Genomic DNA, 19,698 nt, shown 5'->3' with positions numbered 1-19,698 from the left:
TGAGCGCGGGAGCGGACGCGGGTCAGGTGCCCAGCGGCTGCAGCGCGAACGCCGTGAACGAGCCCCGGGCGCGCGAGACCATGTCGGCCAAGGTGAAGGACTGGAGGTACTCCCGCATGGTCTCGCCGACGTCGGCCCACACTGCGAGAAGGACGCACTGGCCCTCGTGGTCGCACGCCCCGTTCTCGTGGGGCCGCCCGAAGTCACCGACGGCGATCGGACCGTCCACCGCGCTCACGATCTCGCCGAGCGTGATCTGCTCGGGAGGGCGCGCGAGGACGTAGCCGCCCCCGACGCCGCGCTTGGAGCGGACGAGCCCGGCCCCTTTCAGGGCGAGGAGGATCTGCTCGAGGTAGGGCTGGGGCAGCCCCGTGCGCTCGGCGATGTCGCGCACCGAGGTGGGCACCGCCTCGTCGGCGCGCAGCGCGAGCGAGAGCAGGGCGCGGCTCGCGTAGTCGCCGCGCGTCGACACCTTCACGGGTCCATCGTAGGGCAGGGCGTCGTATGCTCAGGTAGATGGGACGACCGGAGCCGGGCCTGGCCCTCGCTGGCCCGGCGCCGTCGGAGGGGCCGCTCCTGCCCGACTACGGCGGGGCGTGCCTCACCGGCGTCGTTCCCGCCCTCCTCGCGCTGTGCGAGGCGCCCGAACGTGAGCCGCCGGGGTTCGTGCCCGATCCGTTGCACGGCGCTCGGCAGGTCGTCCTGCTCGTCGTCGACGGGCTCGGCCAGGAGGCGCTCGCGGCCAACCACGACGTCACCCCCGTCCTGTCGTCCCTCGCCGGCGGGCCGATCACCTCCGTGGCGCCGACGACGACGGCGAGCGCGCTCACCTCGCTCACGACGGGGGCGCCGCCCGCCGCGCACGGCCTCCTCGGCTACCGGATGCGCCTCGGCGACGAGGTGCTGAACGTGCTGCGCTGGTCCACCGCGAGCGGGGACGCCCGCACGAGCGCGCCCCCGTCCTCGCTCCAGCCGCTGCCGCCCTTCGGCGGGCGCGCCGTGCCGGTGGTGTCGCGCGCCGAGTTCGCGGGGACGGGCTTCACCGAGGCGCATCTGCGGGGGGCCCGACTCGTCGGCTGGCGGGTCGCCTCCTCGCTGCCCGTCGAGGTCCGCTCCCTGCTGCGCGCCGGCGAGCGCTTCGTCTACGCCTACTACGACGGCCTCGACAAGGTGGCCCACGACGTGGGGCTCGGGGAGCACTTCCGGGCCGAGCTCGCTGCCGTCGACCGCCTCGTCGCGGACCTCCTCGCCGTGCTGCCCGCCGGCGCCGTGCTGGCGGTGACCGCGGATCACGGCCAGGTGCACGTTCCCGGCGAGGCGATCGAGCTCGCCGACGAGGTGGCCGCTGCGGTCCACGCGATGTCCGGCGAGGGACGCTTCCGCTGGCTGCACGTGCGCCCCGGCGGCGTCGACGACGTCGTCGCGGCCTGCGAGGCGTGCTACGGCGACGTCGCCTGGGTACGCACGAGGGACGAGCTCGTCGCCGCCGGGATCTTCGGCGGCCCGCTCGGGGACGACCTCGCGGCGCGCCTCGGCGACGTCGCCCTCCTCGCGCGCGCCCCGGTCGCCTTCCGCGACCCGGGCGACACCGGCGAGCTCCGGCTCGTCGCGCGCCACGGCTCGCTCACCCCCGAGGAGCTCCACGTGCCCTTCCTCGCGGGGCGGCCGTGAGGATCTACACGCGCCGCGGCGACGGGGGGATGACGTCGCTTCGCGCCGGCGTGCGGGTGCCGAAGGACCACGCGCTCGTCGAGGCGAACGGCGCGATCGACGAGGCGCAGGCCGCGCTCGGCCTGGCCCGGGCGGAGTGCGGCGACGACCCGGCGCTCGCAGCGCTGCTCGTCTCGCTCGAGCGGGACCTGTGGATCGTCATGGCCGAGCTCGCCACGCCCGAGTCTGGCAGCGGGTCGGCGGCCGCTGCGCAGGTCGTCACCGAGGCGATGGTCGATCGCCTCGAGGAGGCGATCGACGCGACGATGGCCGGGCTCGAGCTGGCCGGCGCCTTCGCGGTCCCGGGCGACAACCGGAAGAGCGCGGCGCTCGACTTCGCTCGCACCGTCGTGCGGCGCGCTGAGCGGCTCGTGGTGGGTCTCGGGCGCGAGCGGAGCCTCGTCGTCGCCTACCTCAACCGGCTCTCGGACCTGTGCTGGGCGCTCGCCCGGGCGAGCGAAGCGGCGCACCTCGTCAACCGCGCCGGCGAGGGCCGGACGGCCGCGCCCAGGCGACGGCCCGCCCCGCCCGGCGGTGCACCGCTAGGGTGAGGCCGAAAGGAGCACGATGGTGGTGCGGCTGGAAGCGGCCGAGCGCGCCGAGGGGGCCGACGCGGTCGCGGTCGGCGTCGTCGAGGGGCCGCGCCGACTCGACGGCGGCGAGCTCGACGCGGCCGCGGCCGAGCGGGCAGGCTTTCGTGCCGCCCTCGGGGAGACGTGGGTGCGCGAACGCCCCGGCGCGCTCGAGGTGCTCGTCGGCCTCGGCGACGCGGCCGTGGTCGACCTCGAGGCCCTTCGGCGCTTCGGCGCGGCGGCGGCCCGCGCCGCGGCACGCTGCCGTCGCCTCGCGCTGCGCCTCGACGGGCTGGTGGCGCTCGCCGACCCGGTGGCGGCCGCGCGCGCGGTGGGGGAGGGGGCCGGCCTCGCGTCCCACCGCTTCGCCCGCTACCGCGCGGCGGACGGGTCGGCGCTCGAGGCCGTGCTCCTCGTCGGGGCGCCGCTCGAGGCGGTCGACGCCGGGGCGCGCGCGGCCTCGGTCGTCGCCGAGGCGGTCTGCCTCGCGCGCGACCTCGTCAACACCCCGGCGAGCGACCTCACGCCCCCGACGTTCGCCAGCCTCGCCGCCGAGGTCGCCACGAGCGCCGGCGTCGAGGCGCGCGTCCTCGACGAGGCGGCCATCGCCGAGGCGGGCCTCGGGGGCCTGCTCGGCGTGGCGCGCGGGTCGGCCGAGCCGCCGCGGCTCGTCCGCCTCGAGCGGCGCGTCGACGGCCGGCCCGACGCACCGACGGTCGCCCTCGTCGGCAAGGGCATCACCTTCGACTCGGGTGGCCTGTCCCTCAAGGGCGCCGAGGCGATGGAGACGATGAAGACCGACATGAGCGGCGCGGCGGCGGTGCTCGCGGCGATCGTGGGCGCCGCCCGCCTCGACCTCCCGACGCGCCTCGTCGGCTACCTCCCGCTCACGGAGAACATGCCCGGCGGGCGGGCCACCAAGCCCGGGGACGTGCTCACCATCCGGAACGGCCGGACGATCGAGGTCCTCAACACCGACGCCGAGGGCCGGCTCGTGCTCGCCGACGCGCTCAGCCTCGCGGCGGAGGAGCGACCCGACGCGATCGTCGACCTCGCCACCTTGACCGGTGCCTGCGTCGTCGCCCTCGGCCGGGCGATCGCCGGCCTGATGGGCAACGACGACCGGCTCCTCGCGGCGCTCGAGGCGGCGGCGAGGAGGGCGGGCGAGCCGGTCTGGCAGCTCCCCCTCCCCGCCGGCTACCGGCGTCAGCTCGACTCGGAGGTCGCCGACCTGAAGAACGTGGGCGCGCCGCGTCAGGCGGGGGCGCTCGTCGCCGGGCTCGTGCTCGAGGAGTTCGTCGGCTCGGTCCCCTGGGCGCACCTCGACATCGCCGGTCCGGCGCGCGCCGAGGAGGACGCCGGCTACCTGCGAAAGGGCGGCACCGGCTTCGGCGTGCGCACCCTCCTCGCCTTCCTGGAGGCCTACGAGCCGCTCGGTGGGCAGGTCGCCGGCGAGACGCGCGGCAGGTCGCTGTGGCGCTGACCGGCGGGGCGTCGCCGCCCGAGGAGCAGCCGGCTCCCGCCGAGGCGCGCGGCCCGTTCACCCTCGCCGTCGACGTCGGGGGGACCGGCATCAAGGCGTCGGTGCTCGACGCCCTCGACCGCATGGTCGCCGAGCGGGTGCGCGTGCCCACGCCCTACCCGCTCTCGCCCGAGCGCTTCGTGGAGGTGCTCGTCCGCCTCGCGCGCCCGCTCCCTGCCTTCGACCGGGTCGCCGTCGGCTTCCCCGGCGTCGTCCGGCGCGGCCGGATCGTCACCGCCCCGCACTTCGTGACTGCGGCAGGTCCGGGCAGCCGCGTGCTGCCCGACCTCGAGGCGGCGTGGTCGGGCTTCGACGCCGCGGGGGCGATCGCTCGCGCGCTCGGCCGCGAGGTCCGCATCGCCAACGACGCCGACCTGCAGGGGCTCGGCGTCGTCGCCGGCGAGGGCCTCGAGTTCGTGGTCACCCTCGGCACAGGGGTGGGCACCGCGCTCTTCCTCGACGGCCGTCTCGCTCCGCACCTCGAGCTCGCCCACCACCCCTTCCGCAAGGGGCAGACCTACAACGAGCAGCTCGGCGACGCCACGCTGCGCCGCATCGGCCCGAAGCGCTGGCGCCGGCGGGTGCGGCGAGCCCTGGAGAACTTCCGGGTTCTCGTCAACTTCGACCGCTGCTACGTCGGCGGCGGGAACGCCCGGCTGCTGCGGGACGAGCTCGCGCTCCCCTACGTGGTCGTCGACAACGTCGCCGGCATCACCGGCGGCATCCGGCTCTTCGAGACCGACGCCGTCTGAGCCCTGCCGGGGGAGACCCTCGACGGCGCGGCCCGCGCCGCCGAGGCGCGCTCGGGGCACTGCGCGCGCAAGGCGGTGACGAGGTAGCGCGCCGGGACGCGCGAGCTCTCCGAGAGGGTCGCCATGAGGGCCTGCCAGGAGCCGCCGCCGGAGCCGGCGAGCGACGCAGGGGCCAGCGCGAGGCGCAGCTCGCCGAGGGCGGCGGCGCGATCGGCGCGCGCTCGGTCGGGGCGCTCGTGCGACGCGCGCGCGTACAGGGCGAGGGCGCGGTCCACGTGCCGGCAGGCCTCCTGGCCGAGCGCGTCGGCGGACTGGCTCGAGCAGCCCGCCGCCCCGAGCAAGAGCGCGCCCGCGACGAGACCGCGCCCCGGGCGGCGCCTCACTCGCCGAGCCACGCCGGCGCGGCGTCGAGGAGGAAGCGGCTCACCGCGAGCGCCCGGTCGAAGGTGTCGCAGAGCAGCTCCTCGCCCTGCAGGACGCGCGCCAGCGACACCTGGACGCGCGCCACGATCGTGAGCCGGCGCACCGGGGGGTCGGTGACCGACCCGAACGAGTCGGTGGCCGAGATCTCGAGCGGCAGGTCGAGCCCACCGATGCCGGCGAGGTCGATGGCCAGGCGCAGCAGGTCGGGGCCGTTCGGCAGCGGGGGGATGCCCCAGTTGAACGTGAGGGGGAAGGACCACTTGTCGGGCGGCTCGACGTCGTCGGGCAGCGCGACCACGGCGTCCTCGAAGTCGAGCAGCGTGCGCGGGTCCACCTCGAGCGCGAGGTGCAGGTCGATCGGCCCGCCGCAGCCCTCCTCGGGGTGCAGGTCCACCTCCCAGAACTGGCGCAGCGAGTAGGTCTCCACGAAGTGCCGCTCGTCGTGCACGTGGAAGCCGTGGTCGACCGCGTGGTCCTTGAGCTCGGCGACGTAGCCGGCGACGTCGATGACGGCCATCTGTCGGAGTGTAGGCGCCGGCCGCCGCGCCCGAGCCGCTCGGGTAGCCTCGGCCCGTGGGAGACGACCGCCTGCTCGCCGTGCTCGGCGAGGCGGCGGCCGCCTGCCGCCAGGCGCTCGACGACGTCGACGACTGGGGCCTCCCGGGAGCGCGCCCGGGCCAGTACCGGGCCGACCTCGTCGCGGACGCCGCCGCCGTCCCCGTCCTGCTCGGCGCCGGGCTCGGGGTCCTCAGCGAGGAGAGCGGCCTCCACGCTCCCGAGCGCGAGCTGCTCGCCGTGCTCGACCCGCTCGACGGCTCGACGAACGCGGCACGCGGCATCGCGCGCTACGCGACGAGCGTGTGCGTCCTCGACGCCGAGGGGCCGCGCGCCGCCCTCGTCGTCGACCAGGCGAGCGGGAGACGCTACGAGGCCGTGCGCGGCGACGGTGCGGCGCGCGACGGCCGACCGGTGCGGCCCTCGGCCGCGACGGCGCTCGGGGAGGCAATCCTCGGGCTCTCGGGGCACGCGCCGCGCCACCTCGGCTGGAGCCAGTACCGCGCGCTCGGGGCCATCGCCCTCGACCTGTGCGCCGTCGCCGACGGCACGCTCGACGGCTTCGTCGACGCGGGCGCCGATGGGCACGGCCCGTGGGACTACCTCGGCGCCTCGCTCGTGTGCGCCGAGGCGGGTGCGCTCGTCGTGGACGCGCGGGGGCGGGACCTCGTCGTGCGCAGCCCGGCGACGCGCCGGTCGCCCGTCGCGGCGGCGACGGCCGACCTGCTCGGCGAGGTGCGCGAGGCGCTGGGGGCGACCGCCCATCCGGGGGGGCGCTAGTGGCCGGCGACGCGCCGACACCACCGGCCCCGGACGAGCCCGCCCCGGCGGGCGCGGCGCCCGGCGAGGAGGCGCTCGGCGTCCTGCTCGCCCTCCAGGACGAGGACACGCGCCTCGACCAGCTCCGCCACCGCCGCGCCACGCTCGCCGAGCGCGCCGAGCTCGAGGCGCTCGAGGCGCGCGCCAGCGAGCTCGCCGCGCAGCGCGACGCGACGGGTGCCGAGCGCGAGCGGCTGCTCGCCCGCCAGGACGAGCTCGAGGCGAGGGTGCGCGAGCTCGAGGGGCGGATGCGCGCCCTCGACGAGAAGCTCTCGAGCGGGGCGGGCGCCTCCTTCCGGGACCAGGAGGCGATGGCGGCCGAGCTCGCCTCGCTCTCGCGCCAGCGCGACGCGCTCGAGGACGAGGAGCTCGAGGTGATGGAGGCGATCGAGCCGCTCGAGGCTGCCCTCGCGCAGCTCGGAGCCGACGAGGCCGACCTCACCGGACGGGCCGGCGACGTGCGCCGCCGGCTCGCCGACGCGGAGGCCGTGATCGACGGCGAGCTCGCCGCGCTCGTGGCGCGCCGCGACGCGCTCGCGCGCGCGCTGCCGCGCGAGCTCGCTGCGGAGTACGAACGGCTGCGGGCTCGCCTCGGGGGCGTCGGCGCGGCCCGCGTCGTGCACGGCTCGTGCTCGGGGTGCCACCTCCGGCTCTCGGCGACCCAGCTCGACGAGATCCGGCGCGCGCCGGCGGGCGTGCCCGCGCGCTGCGAGCAGTGCGGGCGCATCCTCGTCGCCTGACCGGGCGGGGGGCGGCTCGCTGTCCACAGGGAGGCGGGGATTTCCACATGCTGCGGTGGATTGTCCACCGCGCGCGGTGGGTAACGCGCGCACTCAGCTCGGCGCACCCGGTACCGTAGGCCATCCGCCACGCTCGACCCGCAGAGCGCGGTGCCCGTCCCTGGAGGTCTCCCATGGTCGGCCTCCGCCGAGCCGCTCCACGACGAGCCCGCCCGCGCCGGCGCGCGGCGGGCTCGTGGACGCTGCGCCGCCGCGTCGGCCTCACCATGGTCGCGGTCGCGCTCGTCGCCTGCGCGCTCGGGGCCGCCGACGCCTGGAACGCGTGGCGCTCGATCGAGCTCACCCGCGTCGACAACGCCCGGTTCGTGCGCGCCGTCGACGACGCCGCCGCCCTGCAGCTCGCCCTCACCGAGGAGGCGCGGGCGGCGCGCGACCTCGTCGCGACGCACTCGCCCATGGTCCTCGCCGACGTGGCGGCGGCCGAGCGCGACGCCCGCGCCCGCCTCGCGTCGCTGCGGGGGGAGGTCGCCGGCTACCCCGCCCTGGTCCGCGCCCTCGGGCGCATCGACGAGGCGAACCGGCGCTGGGCCGAGGCGGTCGCCTCGCTCGCCGCACGCTCGAGGGGCGCCGTCGCCCTGCCGCCGTTGCCGAGCGCGCAGGCGGGCGCCCTGCACTCGTCGCTCGCCACGCTGCGCGACCGGACGGCGCGCGAGGTCGAGCGCCAGGGCACGACGACCTTCTGGGTCGCCGTCGGCGCCGCGGCCGGCGCCGTCGTGATCGCCGTGGGCGGCTGGCTGGCCCTGTCGCGCTGGGTGAACGACCCGATCGAGCTCCTCGCGAGCGAGGCACGCGAGGTCGCCTCGGGCAACGTCGACCGACCGATCCGGGCGGTCGGTCCCCCCGAGCTCGCCGCGCTCGGTGCGGACGTCGAGGACATGCGGGTTCGCCTGCGGGACGAGGCCGCCGAGACGCGCCACGTGCGCGCCGCGCTCCTCGAGCACAGCCCGCTGCAGGTCCTCCTCGAGGCCGAGCTCGGACCGTCCGCACGACCGACCGGCCTCGAGATCGCGGCGCGCCTCATCCCGGCGCAGGGGACCCTCGCCGGCGACTGGTACGACGCGTGGCAGCTGCGCCCCGGGCTCGTCGGTCTCGCCCTCGTCGACGTGTCGGGCAACGGCGCCGCCGCGGGGCTGTTCGCGCTCCACATCAAGCACCTCCTGCGTGCGGCGCTCCGGCTCGGCCTCGCCCCGGGCGCGGCCATCGACTGGGTGGCGGGCCAGCTCGGCGACACGGGCGAGCGCTTCGCGACCGCAGTCGTCCTGGACGTGTCGTCGGAGGGGCGCTGCCGCTACGCGAACGCCGGGCACCCCGCGTCCCTGCACGTGCACGACGGCGGCATCGACTGCCTCGCGCCGACCGGTCCGCTGCTCGGCCCGTTCCCCGGGACGTGGGCGACGCGCGCGCTGGCGCTGCGTCCGGGGGACGAGCTCATCTGCTACACGGACGGCCTCTCGGAGGCCGTGAGCGACGGGGGCGAGCGCCTGGGGACCGAGGGCCTCGTCTCCCTCGTCGCCGCCCTCGGCCGCCACGCCCGTCCCGCGCAGGTGCTCGACTCCCTGCTCGCCCCGGTGCGCCGGGCCGACCGGTCGGGCCGCCCGGACGACGTGACTCTCGTCGTCGCCCGCTACGAGGGCGCCTGACTCCGGGGAGGCGGCAGCTCCTCGCCAAGCGCGGCGAGGGCCTCGTCGAGACCACCGTAGACGTCGATGACGAGGTCGAGGCCGCTCGCGACGAGGGCGTCCCGGACCACCCCGCCCGGTCCGGCGAGGGCGAGGCGCCCCCCTGCCTCGGCGAGGCGGTGGCGGGCGGCGACGAGCACGGACAGGCCGGTCGAGTCGACGAAGCCGAGCTCGCTCACGTCGACGAGGAGGCGCGGGACGTGCGCCTGTGCCGCCTCGACGAGGCCGCGCCGCAGGACCGGCGCGGCGAGCAGGTCGAGCTCGCCGCGCAGGCGCAGCACGCGGGTGTCGCCGACCTGCCCGTGCTCGATGACGAAGCCGCCGCCGGGGGCGCTCTCGCCGCCCGGCGGTCGGCCGCCGCCTGCCGTGCCGTCCTCGCTCATGGCCCGTCAGCGAGCCGTGCCGCGAACGGGCTCTCCGGCCAGGCGACGGGGGGCTCGCCGCGGGATTGGCGTACGAGCTCGCTGGCGAGCCACTTGCGGAAGGCGACGACATCCGCGCTCGGCGGCTCCGTGCGGAGGAGGTCGGCGCTCGCGCAGTAGGCGTCGGCCTCGTCGAGGACGGCGTCGAGCAGCTCGAAGGACTCGCCGAGCCGACGCGGCAGCCGGTGGACGAGGTCGAGGGAGGTGCTCCCGCGCGACGCCGCCTCGCGCAGCATGGCCGCCTGGTCGGCGGCGAACAGGAAGAACGGCGTGCCGAGTCGCTCGATCGCCTCGAGGAGCCGGCGCGGGGCGGCGGACATCGGGCTCTCGCCGCTGCCGCTGAGGAGCCGCAGCTCGCGGTGGAGCCCCTCGTAGTGGGCGGTCGTCCGAAGGTAGAGGCCGATCGGCAGGCCGAGGAGGCGGTAGGCGAGGAGGTCCTCGCCGTGGCCTCGAGCGCCGGGTCCCTCCGTCCGGTCTCGGGCGAGGCCGCGACCCGGGACGGCCGACCGGCCCACGGGGCGGCGGTCGTCGAGCTCGAACCAGACCACCTTGCCGTCGGGGACGATGTCGATGCCCCACCGCTGGGCGAGCGAGCCGAGCAGGGTGAGGCCCCGCCCGGTGGCGGCCTCGAGGCCGTAGCGCTTGGCGATCGGCATCGCCGGGCTCGAGTCACCGACCTCGACGCGCAGCCCGCCCGGTAGGGCGCGGTAGGCGAGGCGGAGCTCGGTACGCGCGTGCAGGACCGCGTTCGTGGTGAGCTCGGAGGCGAGGAGGACCGCCCTGCCGATGAGCTCGGGCGGAGCCCCGGCGAGCTCGTGGCGCAGCCACTGCCGGGCCGCGGCGGGGCTCGTGTCGGCGCAGGGGAGGACGATCTCGCCGCGGTCCTCGGGGCCGAACGCCCGCCAGCGGGCGGCGTCGGGCGGCAGGCGGCGCGGGGGACCGGGCCGAGCCCCCGAGCCGGGTGCGCCCTCCTCGCCGGTGGCACCGGCCTCCTCCTCGGCGGGGTGCGAAGCAGGTGGTGCTTCCTCGCTGGGCTCGTCGACCTGCACTGCTAGCAGGCGTCGAGGTTCCCAAGCGTCGACGGCGCGACGTCCGGTACGGTGTCGCTCCCCGTCCCGCTCACGAGCCGGTGGCTCGCCGTGCCGATCGGCGACGGCGTGCGCCGGCGTCGATGGGGCCGGTTGGCGTGGTGCATCGCTCTCCTCTCCCACGGGGGAACTACTACCAACGGACTACCCCGGTCGAGCGGTGCGAAACGCCGTGCTGGGCGCTTCGCGCCGTCCCTGCCAGGGGGGCCGGACGCTGCGTGGGCGCTCGGCCGCTCGCCGAGGTCGCCGCGCCCTTTACGTGACGGTGGCGGCGAGCCATCCTCTCCCTATGGGAGCGATGGCGACTGGAGCGATGGGGGCCGAGCCTGCGGCCGGGGAGACCGACGGCGGCGCGGCGGGCCTCCTGCGCATCCAGGCCCGGCGAACGGCGGCCGAGCTCGTCGTCGAGGTCGCCGGCGAGCTCGACATCGCGACGACACCGTCGCTTCGCACCCTGCTCGACGAGGCGGTCGACGGCGGCGCTCGCCGCGTCGTCCTCGACCTGGCGGCGCTCGACTTCCTCGATTCGACAGGCCTCGCGACCTTGATCCACGCCTCGAAGCGCCTGCGCGGCAGCGGAGGCGATCTCGTGCTGCGCGCGCCGTCGAGGAGCGTCCGCTCGCTGCTGCGCATCGTCGGCCTCGACACGGTGCTCAGCGTCGAGGACTGACCGCTCGCAGCCCGGCACGGCCCGTTCGGCGCGTGCCGGGAGCACGGCCGGTGGCCGCTGGTGGCCCGGCCCGGCCGGGGCCGCTCGCCGGCGCAGACGTCAGGCGCGGAGGGCTTCGTCGAGGGTCTCGAAGATCGGGAGCTCGCCGTCCAGGCGTAGCGCGTGCGCGACGCCTGGCGCGAGGTGGCAGACGCAGAGGTCACCGCCTCGGTCGCGCGAGCGCCGCAGGCCGGCGAGGAGCAGGGAGCGGCACGTCGAGTCGACGAGGCGGACGCCTGCGAGGTCGAGCACGAGCCGGGAGGGACCGTGGCTCGTCGCCTCGAGGAGCTGCTCGCGCAGGCGGGGCGCGGCGTGCAGGTCGAGCTCGCCCTCGAGCTCGAGGACCGTGCGGCTGCCGACCTGGCGCTGCCGCAGCGCGACGTCGGCCCGGGGCCCGTGCGGGCACGCGCCCGGCACGGTGCGCGACCAGGCGCTCTCGGTCCAGGGCACGGGGCGCTCGCCGCGCGCCTGGCGCGCGAACTCCCCGAGGCACCACCTGCGGACGGCGACGGCCAGGGGGCTCGGCGCGAGCGTGAGGAGGAGGCGACCCTCCCGGCAGTAGTCGTCGGCCTCGTCGAGGAGGTGGTCGAGCTCGCGGCAGCCGGCGGCGACCTCATCGGGCACGTAGTAGAGGTAGTCCTCGAGGTCGAGCGCCGACGCGGTCGTCGAGCACCTCGGGTCGGCGATCGACGGCGCGGGGAAGCGGCCGGTGATCGCCGCGGCGAGCTCGACGAGGCGCTCGCCCGCCTCGCCGCCCACCCGGTGGTGGACGACGAGGAGCTGGAGCTCGCGCAGCAGCCCCTCGTAGTGCTCGGCCGCGTGCGCCATCTGCTCCGAAGGGATCCCGAGGAGGTGGTAGGGGCGGAGCGGCTCCTCGCTGCGACGAGCGCGCGCCGACGGGTCGGGCGGCGAGTCCGTGGGCCCCCGGCCGCCGGACGTGGCGCCGCCGAGCTCGAACCAGACCGTCTTGCGGTCGGCCTCGGCGACGACGCCCCACCTGCTCGCCACGCGCTCGACGAGGTGGAGGCCCCGGCCGGTCGTGGCGTCGGGAGACCACCGTCTGGCCGTCGGCAGGAGCGTGCTCCCGTCGACGGTCTCCACCCGCACCGCCTCCCCGCACCGCTCCAGGCGGACCTCGATCGAGGTGCGGGCGTGGAGCACCGCGTTCGTCACGAGCTCCGAGACGAGCAGGAGCGCGGCGTCGACCGTGGCGGTCGGTGCGTCGCCGAGGTGAGTTGCCAGCCACTCCCGTGCGGCACGCGCGCTCGTGGCGTCCGGGGGCAGCAGCAGCACTCGACGCGGCGGGGACGCGCTCATCGGACCCTCGAGATGGTGAGCTGTTCCCCGAATCGTATGCACTGCAAACGCTGGCCACTCGTGTTTCGGCGCATCGTGCACCCGGGGCGCACCGACCTCGCGTGGAGGTGGGCCCGTCGGGCTCGTCGCGACGGCGGGTCGAGGCCGCAGGCGCTGGTCTGGCCGCCGGTCCCGCCACCGTCAGTCGCGTGTCTCGTCGCCCCTGGCGCAGCTGCGCAATCCGCCTGCACGGGGCAGCGCGGGCGGCAACGCCACCGCGCCGGTTCGCCGGTCGCCGGGCTGCAGGCCGGCCAGCTCGCTGCCGGCGTGCGCCGCGTCCGGCGAGCAGGGCGCGACGGTCCAGCCTTGCTCCCGGGCCGGTGGCGTCGCGTCCGGGACCGCTCGGGCCGGGGGGCCGTCCGCTCGCCATCTGGCCAGTAGGAGCGCGGTGGGCGGCGCGGTTCTGGACGAGAGCGGCTGTGCGAGGCCTCTGACCTGCGCTCTTGACTCGTCTCGGCCGTCGACGTCGGCGAGACGTCCGCGTACGTCCGAGCACGTCGTCGACGGCGTCTGGTCCTCGGAGTCGGGCCACAGGTGGCCGTCGGTGTTCGGCGTCTCGGTTGCCGAGACAGGCTGGACCGTCGTCAGCGGTTCGCCGTGGCGAACGAGGACGCTCGCACCGAGGTGGCCGAGCGCGTCGGCGCCGGTGCCGGCTGGCGCCTCGGCTGCTCCCACCGCGCGCCGCCCGATCCCGAAGAAGACGGTGCGCCGGATCGGGGACCCAGCCGTCTGCGGGGAGGCGAAGCCCTCGGGACCGACTCGGTAGGCCGCCCAGGCGAGCCGCCAGGGCATCCGCGGCTCCGCGGGGAACGGAATGGTCCGGTGCGACGCCTCGGTCGCTGGTGAGCCGGGGAGATCCGTCGGACAGGAGGGCGAGCTGGCGGTCGACGGCCGAGACGCCGACGGGTTGCTCCGGGAACCGACGCGCCTTCGTCGCGGCCGGCCGCGCGCGCCGCTCCGCGACCGTTCCGCTCCCGCCGGCCTCGGTCGACGCGAGCGTGATCACGCTCCCCGCCAGTGGCGCGGGCCGCCCGTGAGGGACCTCGCCGCCGGGGACGGGCCGCGGCGGGCGGCACCGGATGGAGCGGGATCCGGCGACCCTCCGCTGCCCCGGCGTGCGTGCGGACGCCCGTACGCATCCCGAGGGTTCCGGTCCTGGAACAGATCGAGGAGATCGAGGAGATCGAGGCGCCCCAGCGCTCGATCGCGAGGCTGCCAGCGAGTGCGCCGAGCGGACTCGACGGTGAGGAGGCCCTCGGCGTGTTCGGCGCACTCGCGGATGCCTTCAGGCGCGTCCGCATCCTCGACGGCGGCGGCGCGAGTGCGCCGCTCGCGGCACCCCGCCCGCTCGTCGAGCGCTCGTCCCCCCGCGCCCGGGCCGTGCGGCTAGCGGAGGGGGGGCCCGAGGTCCCCAGGCGCGGGGTGTGGTCCGGGCGGATCGCTTCCCACGATCGTCGCGAGCGCGCCCCTCCGGGAGACGCCGAGCTTCGCGAACACGTGCCGCAGGTGGAACTCGACGGCTTTCGTCGTGACGACCAGGCGGAGCGCGATCTCCCGGTTCGTGAGTCCGCTCGCCGCGAGCGTCGCGACGCGCAGCTCGCTCGGGGTGAGCGACGCGAGGCCCGAGACGGCCGCGCGCCGCGGCCGCGCGCCGGCGGCCCGGAGCTCGTCGCGCGCGAACGCGGCGAGCGGGCGCGCACCGAAGCGCTCCGCGAGCTCGAGGCCTCGCCGCAACGGCTCCTGGCACTCCCGGCGCTGCTTCCGCCGCCGGAGGGCGGCGCCCAGGTCGACGAGCGCGTGTGCGAGGGCGAGGCGCGACGGCGACCCCTCGAGGACGGAGACGGCCTGCGCGGACCACTCGGGCGCGTCCGGACCGTCGTCGACGAGGCCGCAGAGTCTGAGCGCGAGGCCCACGGTCCGGGGGACCCCGGTTGCCTCCGCGCGCTCGCGTTCCTCCGCGGCGAGCGCGCGGGCCTCGTCGCACCGGCCGAGTGCGAGCGCCGCGCGCGCGGCAACGAGCCGCCAGGGGATCGGTCGCGCGGAGACCCCTTCGGACGCGACCCGCCGGCCCGCGGCGCAGGCATCGGCGAGGGCCGCGGCCGGGTCTCCGCGGGCGAGGCCGAGAAGGCCGCGCGCGACGAGGAGCATCGAGAGCTCCCAGGCGTCCGCGGCAAGGCCGAGGTGGCTGGCCTGCGCGAGCGCGGCCTCGGCGCCGGCGAGGTCCCCGAGCTCGAGACGCGCGTGCGCGAGGACGGCGCACGCGGCCCCCGCGTACATCCCCCAACCGAGGCGTCGCGCGTCGAGGGCGCGCGCGGCGTCCTCGGCTGCGTCCTCGAGCGCTCCTGTGAAGAAGAGGACCCACGAGCGCAGGTAGCGGACCGTCGCCGCGGCGGGGACCGACCCGAGTGCGCACGCCTGCGCGAGCGCGCGCCCGAGGAGTGCCCGGGAGCGGTCGAGGTCGTCTGCGTAGAGGAGCGCGACTGCGGCAGGCGTGAGCATGAGCCCGCCGTCGCGTTCGATCCCGGCGACGACGGCCTCCCCGCCATCGGCGAGGGCCCGCTCGAGGAGGGGCGCGAAGGCGGTCCGCGGGGCACCGGCGAGCGCTTCCTGAGAGGCGACGAGCGCGAGGGCGACCCGCTCGACGGGGAGCTCCTCGCCGCTGCCGACTCGGGCGAGGTCCGCGACAACCGCACGGACCCCCGCGACCTCGCCCCGCCCGGAGGCGAGCGCGCACGCGATGAGGGCGCGCAGCTCGCGCCGGCGCGCATCGGGGCCGTCGATGTCCTCGGCGAGGGCGCGCTGGAAGGCCGCGGCGGCCTCCTCGTGGCGGCCGGCGCCCATGAGGATCCGCCCGAGAGCGCTCAGCAGCTCGACGCGCGCCGCGCGCTCGGCGGTGGACGCGAGGGCGTCGTCGAGGTGCTCGACGGCACCCGGGAGGCCGGCGGCGGCTTCGGCCTCGGCGAGGAGACGGACGAGGCGGAGCCGGACCTCGGGGGCCGGCGGCTCGCGCAGCGCCCGCTCGAGGTAGCGGGCGGCGAGGGCGGGCGCGCCCCGCGCGCGGGCGCGCGCGGCCGCCTCCTCGAGCACGGCGACGACCCGGTCGTCGCCGGTCGTGAGCGCGCCGAGCAGGTGGGGCGCGACGAGCTCGGCAGGGTCGCCTCGGGCGTCGCGGGCGCGCGCGGCCGCGAGCTGGAGGGCCGCGCGGGCTCCCGCGGGTACCCCGGCGGCGATCGCGGCAGCGACGAGGGGGTGGCGGAGCCGGAGCGGTTCACCAGGGGCGAGGAGGCCGACGTCCGCGAGGGCGTCCGCGGCGGCGGCCGTCTGGGCCACGTCGGGGAGCCGGGCGAGTACTCGGGCCATCGCGAGGTCGATCTCGCCGACGACCGCGACCGCGCGCGCGAGGGCAGCGGCCGCCGGTCCGAGCCGGTCGATCCGTCGCACGACCGCGCGCAGGACCCCGGCGGGCGCGATCGCGTCGAGCGCCGCGAGGCCGTCGGCGTCGGGGCGGACCCCGGCGCGGGCGAGCTCGGCGACGAGCTCGGTGACGAGGAAGGGGTTCCCGCCGGTCGCCGCGGCGCTCGCGGCAGCGAACTCCGGCGCGACCTCCGGTGCGCGAAGGCCGCGGCGAAGGAGCGCCGCCACCGCGTCCGTGCTGAGCGGCGCGGGGCGCAGAACCGCCGCCGCCTCGTGCGCGAGCGCGGCCAGCTCGGACACCTCGGCGACGCCGTCGGCGCGGAAGGCGACGACGACGGCGAGCGCGAGACCCCGGAGCCGGTGCGCGAGGTAGGCCAGGAAGCGCAGCGACAACGTGTCGAGGAGCTGCGCATCGTCGACCACGAGCGCGACGGGACCGCTGCCCGGCCCAGACCGGCAGAGGGTCGCGACCATCTCGTAGAGCCCGCGGACGATCGCCATGGCGCGGGCCTCTCCGGTTACGCCGAGGCTCGCCGTGCCCTCCGTGAACAAGTCGGCCGCGAGGCGGGCCGGACCCGCGAACAGCTCTGCGGCCCCCTCCCCACGCGCGCGGACGACGGGTTCGAGCAGCTGCAGCGCGCCGCCGAACGCGAGCGCCTGCTCGTGCTCGTCGCCGCGGGCGCGAAGGACCTCCATCCCGGCCGCCCGCGCGCGGCGCGCCGCGTGGTCGAGCAGGCGCGACTTGCCGATCCCCGCTTCGCCTTCGACGACGAGGAGCCGGCCGGACCCGCGTCTCGCGGCGCGCAGAGCGCCCGCGATCGCACGGCGCTCCGCATCCCGTTCGAGGAACAGCGCGGGACGCGGTCCGCGCGCCGCCATCTCCACCCTCCCGGACAACCTTCGCCCGGAGAACCCTGCCCCACGAAAACTCTCGGGTCTTCACCCTAGTGCGCCTCGTTCCGGGGGATCAGAGAGTCGCACCGTCCCGGCCCGTGCGACTGATCGGGCGCACGGGCGCGCCTGGTGGCCAGGGGGCCGGGGGAGAAGTCCGGGAACCGAGAGAAGGGAGCGAGGGTGCAGGCGAGGGGTCCGATCACGGGCGAGGCGACCGGGGTGCGCCGGAGATGGCGCGCGAGCGCGCTCGGCGCGCTCCTCGCCGTCGCACTCGGCCTCGGGGGCGCGGCCGTCGCGCTCCTCGGCGCCCCCCGCGCGAGCGCCGCGCCGAGCTGGGGTCCGCCGACCTCGATCGACCAGGCCTCCAGCATCATCACCGCGCTCGCGTGTCCGTCGAGCACGCTCTGTGTCGCCGGGGACGACACGGGGAACATCCTCTACTCGACCGACGGGGCGGCGACCTGGACACGCGTGAACGTCGACGGGACCAACACGATCACCTCGATCTCGTGTCCCTCGACGGGCCTCTGCGTCGCCGTCGACAACAACTCGTCGGTCCTCTTCTCGACGGATCCCGCGAGCTCGTCGTGGACCACCGTCCCAACCGTCGACACCTACAGCCGCGACATCACCTCGATCTCCTGCCCGTCCACCGACCTGTGCGTCTTCGTCGACGCGCAGTGGCGCGCGTTCTTCTCGACGACTCCGACCGGACAGTCGTCAGCCTGGTCGCTCGACAACGCTGAGTCCTGGGACACGCTCACGACCAGTGCGTTCAGCTCGATCTCGTGCCCCTCGAGCGCGCTCTGTGTCGTCGGCGGCCAGTGGAGCAGCCAGCTGAGCCCCGCGGACGTCTTCGCCTCGACGCAGCCCACGAACACCACCAGTTCGACCGCGTGGATCGACGTCGGCGACGTCGACGGGAAGAACATGGTCACCGCGGTCTCCTGTCCTTCGACGAGCTTGTGCGTGGCCGGGGACAACGCGGGGAACATCCTCACCGCGAACGGCGATCCGACCAACGAGGTCAACTGGTCCACTGCATCCTCGGTCGCCTCGTCCAAGATCACCGCGATCTCCTGCCCCACGACGAGCTTCTGTGTCGCCACCGACGTGGGCGGTCAGGTCCTCGTCTCCGACAACCCGTCCGCTGGCGGGTCGTCGTGGACCGCGAGCGTCGTCGACCCGGGACAGGCCCTTACGTCCCTCGCGTGCGCGTCGACGAGCTTCTGCGTCGCGGGGGACGGCTCGGGTCAGGTCGTCGCGACCGCCGCGCCGGGGACGCCGACGACGGGCGTGCCGACGACGACGAGCGCACCGGCAACGACGAGCTCGCCGACGACGACCAGCGCGCCGGTGGGCGGGACGCACCTCTCGGTCGCGGCGACGCTCGGGAGCGGCGCGGCCCTGGTCGCGCCGGGAGGGAGGCAGGCGACGATCCGGCTCACCTGTCTCGTCGCGACGTGTCGCGGCAGCGTCCGCCTCCGAGCTACGGTGCTCGAGCGGATCGAGACCCCCGTCGTCGTCCACGGTCATCAGGTCGTGCGCACGGTTCTCCGCCGGCGTGTCCTCACGCTCGGGGCGCGCACCTACGCCGCCGGATCCGGCGTCCACACCCTGTCGGTGCCGCTCGATCGGTCGGGACGGCTCCTCCTCGCGCGCACCCACCGGGTGGTCGTGCGGGTGACCGTCGTCGCGAACGGCAGGGCGAGCGTGCGGTCCCTCACGCTCGTCGAGCGCAGCGCGCGCCGGGCGGCGAGCCGCAACCGGCACCTCTCGGCGCGGAGGTCCTGACTGGCGCGGTCCGGACTGGCCTGTTCGATGCGGACCCGCCCCAGCTCTCCGGGCCGCGGGTCCCCGCGGGCCGAGCTTCCGGCGCGCGGGGCCCGCGTAGCCCGAGGAGTCAGTGCCGGTGGGCGTCGGCGACCGCCGTGGGGAGTTCGCCGCCATCGCTGACGTCAGCGCGGGTGAAGCCGCGGATCTCCTCGAGGACGCCGCGGCGGACCTTCGCGATCCGGTCGGGGTCACCGACCTGGCTCCGGCCGACGCCGACGAGGTCGAACGCACCTCGGCGGCGGCGCGCGAGCTCGCGCAGGCCGGCGCGACCCGTACCGCGCGGCCCGAGGGTCTCCATCACGTCGACGCCGAGGCCTACGCCGCCGACGACCATGACCGGGACGCGCACGACGGCGCGCGTCCACCCCGCGAGGCCGCGGTCGGACGCCGGCTACGTGGGGACCCGAGCCTCCAGGAGGAGGCCTCGAGACGGTCGACCCGGGCCTCCTCGAAGCGGGCGACGATCGTCGCGAGCTCGGTCGCGGTCTCGGTGACGCCCGCCGCGTCGTCGACCTCCTGTCACGAGGACGAGGGGAGCTCCACGCCGACGACGAAGTCCTCCCCGACCGCGGCGCGGATCGCCCCGATCACCTCGTTCGGGGAGCGAAGCCGGTCCGGGAGCGCATCGCCGCCGTATCCGTCGTCATGCGTCGTCGCGGCGGTCGGTCGCGGGCCCTTCCTCGTCTGCGAGACGTCCGCGAGCATCCGCGAGACGACGCGCGACGGTGCGAGACAGCGACGATATAACTGACCTGCTCGGACGCCATTTCCGCACATCTGAGCAGGTCGCGGCGGCGAGTCGACCTGTAGGCGGGGTTCTGTCCCCGGGCTGCGCCCGGGGGGTGGCCATCCATCTACGCGGCCTACCTGGGGACGTCGGGCGGGCCACCCGTCCCACGCTTGGCCTTGCTCCGGGTGGGGTTTGCCGTGCCGACCTGGTCACCCAGGTCGCGGTGCGCTCTTACCGCGCCGTTTCACCCTTGCCTGTGCCCGAAGGCCATCGGCGGTCTGTTCTCTGTGGCACTTTCCTGCGGGTCACCCCGACTGGCCGCTAGCCAGCACCCTGCCCTGTGGAGCCCCGACCTTCCTCATCCCACCGGCTCACCCGGCGGAACGCGGCCACCCGGTCGGCTCGCCGCCTCCCCCA

Annotated in this window: 19 protein-coding genes and 1 other RNA gene; 9 read left to right on the top strand and 11 right to left on the bottom strand. The window is 76.4% G+C overall.

All coding sequences use genetic code 11. The features are described 5' to 3' along the window. Positions 1 to 22: 22 nt before the first annotated feature. Positions 23 to 478 carry an Rrf2 family transcriptional regulator gene (locus VKV23_07165; GenBank protein ID HLI15813.1) on the bottom strand — a complete coding sequence of 152 codons (456 nt, stop codon included), beginning with the start codon at positions 476 to 478 and terminating at the stop codon, positions 23 to 25. A 38-nt stretch (positions 479 to 516) separates the two neighbouring features. Here VKV23_07165 and VKV23_07160 point away from each other — a divergent pair, with 38 nt between their 5' ends. The 4 genes from VKV23_07160 to VKV23_07145 are packed head-to-tail and all read left to right on the top strand — an operon-like array spanning position 517 to position 4,556. Beyond that, positions 517 to 1,671, top strand: a complete 1,155-nt coding sequence (locus VKV23_07160) for an alkaline phosphatase family protein (protein HLI15812.1) — start codon at positions 517 to 519, stop codon at positions 1,669 to 1,671. Beyond that, positions 1,668 to 2,261: a cob(I)yrinic acid a,c-diamide adenosyltransferase gene (locus VKV23_07155; GenBank protein ID HLI15811.1), complete on the top strand. Its 594-nt coding sequence runs from the start codon at positions 1,668 to 1,670 to the stop codon at positions 2,259 to 2,261. Before VKV23_07160 ends, VKV23_07155 begins: the two co-directional genes overlap by 4 nt. Before the next feature lie 16 nt (positions 2,262 to 2,277). Then, entirely contained in the window at positions 2,278 to 3,765 is a 1,488-nt protein-coding gene (locus VKV23_07150; protein ID HLI15810.1) for a leucyl aminopeptidase, read from the top strand. Continuing rightward, a complete protein-coding gene (locus VKV23_07145) occupies positions 3,756 to 4,556 on the top strand; it encodes an ROK family protein (GenBank protein ID HLI15809.1) in 801 nt (266 codons plus the stop codon). Before VKV23_07150 ends, VKV23_07145 begins: the two co-directional genes overlap by 10 nt. Here the strand turns inward: VKV23_07145 and VKV23_07140 are convergent. Together VKV23_07140 and VKV23_07135 are read right to left on the bottom strand one after the other, a co-directional pair. Continuing rightward, positions 4,487 to 4,939 (bottom strand): hypothetical protein, encoded by a 453-nt coding sequence (locus VKV23_07140; protein HLI15808.1) that lies wholly within the window; start codon positions 4,937 to 4,939, stop codon positions 4,487 to 4,489. The two genes, VKV23_07145 and VKV23_07140, sit on opposite strands and share 70 nt — an antisense overlap. Beyond that, complete coding sequence (locus VKV23_07135; GenBank protein ID HLI15807.1) at positions 4,936 to 5,496, bottom strand: hypothetical protein; 561 nt, start codon at positions 5,494 to 5,496, stop codon at positions 4,936 to 4,938. Before VKV23_07135 ends, VKV23_07140 begins: the two co-directional genes overlap by 4 nt. Before the next feature lie 56 nt (positions 5,497 to 5,552). On the opposite strand from VKV23_07135, the gene VKV23_07130 reads away from it, so the two are divergent. The 3 genes from VKV23_07130 (at position 5,553) to VKV23_07120 (ending at position 8,793) form a co-directional block, all read left to right on the top strand. Next, positions 5,553 to 6,314, top strand: coding sequence for an inositol monophosphatase family protein (locus tag VKV23_07130; protein ID HLI15806.1), 762 nt, complete (start codon positions 5,553 to 5,555; stop codon positions 6,312 to 6,314). Continuing rightward, complete coding sequence (locus VKV23_07125; protein HLI15805.1) at positions 6,314 to 7,093, top strand: C4-type zinc ribbon domain-containing protein; 780 nt, start codon at positions 6,314 to 6,316, stop codon at positions 7,091 to 7,093. The genes VKV23_07130 and VKV23_07125 overlap by 1 nt, the downstream gene beginning before the upstream one ends. A gap of 266 nt (positions 7,094 to 7,359) precedes the next feature. Beyond that, positions 7,360 to 8,793 carry a SpoIIE family protein phosphatase gene (locus tag VKV23_07120; protein ID HLI15804.1) on the top strand — a complete coding sequence of 478 codons (1,434 nt, stop codon included), beginning with the start codon at positions 7,360 to 7,362 and terminating at the stop codon, positions 8,791 to 8,793. On the opposite strand, the gene VKV23_07115 is transcribed toward VKV23_07120, so the two are convergent. The 3 genes from VKV23_07115 to VKV23_07105 are packed head-to-tail and all read right to left on the bottom strand — an operon-like array spanning position 8,778 to position 10,449. Beyond that, positions 8,778 to 9,215 carry an STAS domain-containing protein gene (locus tag VKV23_07115; GenBank protein HLI15803.1) on the bottom strand — a complete coding sequence of 146 codons (438 nt, stop codon included), beginning with the start codon at positions 9,213 to 9,215 and terminating at the stop codon, positions 8,778 to 8,780. The genes VKV23_07120 and VKV23_07115 overlap by 16 nt on opposite strands. Beyond that, positions 9,212 to 10,303: an ATP-binding protein gene (locus VKV23_07110; GenBank protein ID HLI15802.1), complete on the bottom strand. Its 1,092-nt coding sequence runs from the start codon at positions 10,301 to 10,303 to the stop codon at positions 9,212 to 9,214. The genes VKV23_07115 and VKV23_07110 overlap by 4 nt, the downstream gene beginning before the upstream one ends. 2 nt (positions 10,304 to 10,305) lie before the next feature. Further along, on the bottom strand, positions 10,306 to 10,449 hold the full coding sequence (locus tag VKV23_07105) for a hypothetical protein (GenBank protein HLI15801.1): 144 nt from the start codon (positions 10,447 to 10,449) through the stop codon (positions 10,306 to 10,308). 206 nt (positions 10,450 to 10,655) lie between these two features. Here VKV23_07105 and VKV23_07100 point away from each other — a divergent pair, with 206 nt between their 5' ends. Continuing rightward, the gene (locus tag VKV23_07100; GenBank protein ID HLI15800.1) at positions 10,656 to 11,012 is read left to right on the top strand and encodes an STAS domain-containing protein; all 357 of its coding nucleotides are present in this window, start codon (positions 10,656 to 10,658) and stop codon (positions 11,010 to 11,012) included. Positions 11,013 to 11,111: 99 nt separating this feature from the next. Here VKV23_07100 and VKV23_07095 read toward each other — a convergent pair whose 3' ends face one another. Then, positions 11,112 to 12,368, bottom strand: a complete 1,257-nt coding sequence (locus tag VKV23_07095; protein ID HLI15799.1) for an STAS domain-containing protein — start codon at positions 12,366 to 12,368, stop codon at positions 11,112 to 11,114. 1,425 nt (positions 12,369 to 13,793) lie between these two features. After that, positions 13,794 to 16,700: a LuxR family transcriptional regulator gene (locus VKV23_07090; GenBank protein HLI15798.1), complete on the bottom strand. Its 2,907-nt coding sequence runs from the start codon at positions 16,698 to 16,700 to the stop codon at positions 13,794 to 13,796. Positions 16,701 to 16,895: 195 nt separating this feature from the next. On the opposite strand from VKV23_07090, the gene VKV23_07085 reads away from it, so the two are divergent. Further along, the gene (locus VKV23_07085) at positions 16,896 to 18,509 is read left to right on the top strand and encodes a hypothetical protein (protein HLI15797.1); all 1,614 of its coding nucleotides are present in this window, start codon (positions 16,896 to 16,898) and stop codon (positions 18,507 to 18,509) included. Positions 18,510 to 18,618: 109 nt separating this feature from the next. On the opposite strand, the gene VKV23_07080 is transcribed toward VKV23_07085, so the two are convergent. The 3 genes from VKV23_07080 to rnpB all read right to left on the bottom strand — a co-directional run bounded on the left by VKV23_07080 (position 18,619) and on the right by rnpB (position 19,686). After that, entirely contained in the window at positions 18,619 to 18,900 is a 282-nt protein-coding gene (locus VKV23_07080; protein HLI15796.1) for a hypothetical protein, read from the bottom strand. A gap of 170 nt (positions 18,901 to 19,070) precedes the next feature. Further along, complete coding sequence (locus tag VKV23_07075; protein ID HLI15795.1) at positions 19,071 to 19,256, bottom strand: hypothetical protein; 186 nt, start codon at positions 19,254 to 19,256, stop codon at positions 19,071 to 19,073. An 86-nt stretch (positions 19,257 to 19,342) separates the two neighbouring features. Further along, positions 19,343 to 19,686: RNase P RNA component class A (gene rnpB, locus VKV23_07070), an RNA gene on the bottom strand. Between the last annotated feature and the right edge of the window lie 12 nt (positions 19,687 to 19,698).

The organism is Acidimicrobiales bacterium, assembly GCA_035294085.1.
In the GTDB taxonomy this organism is placed as follows: Bacteria; Actinomycetota; Acidimicrobiia; order Acidimicrobiales; family Bog-793; genus DATGLP01.
The sequence above is the reverse complement of the archived record's forward strand: the minus strand, read 5'-3'. Positions and strand labels throughout refer to the sequence as shown.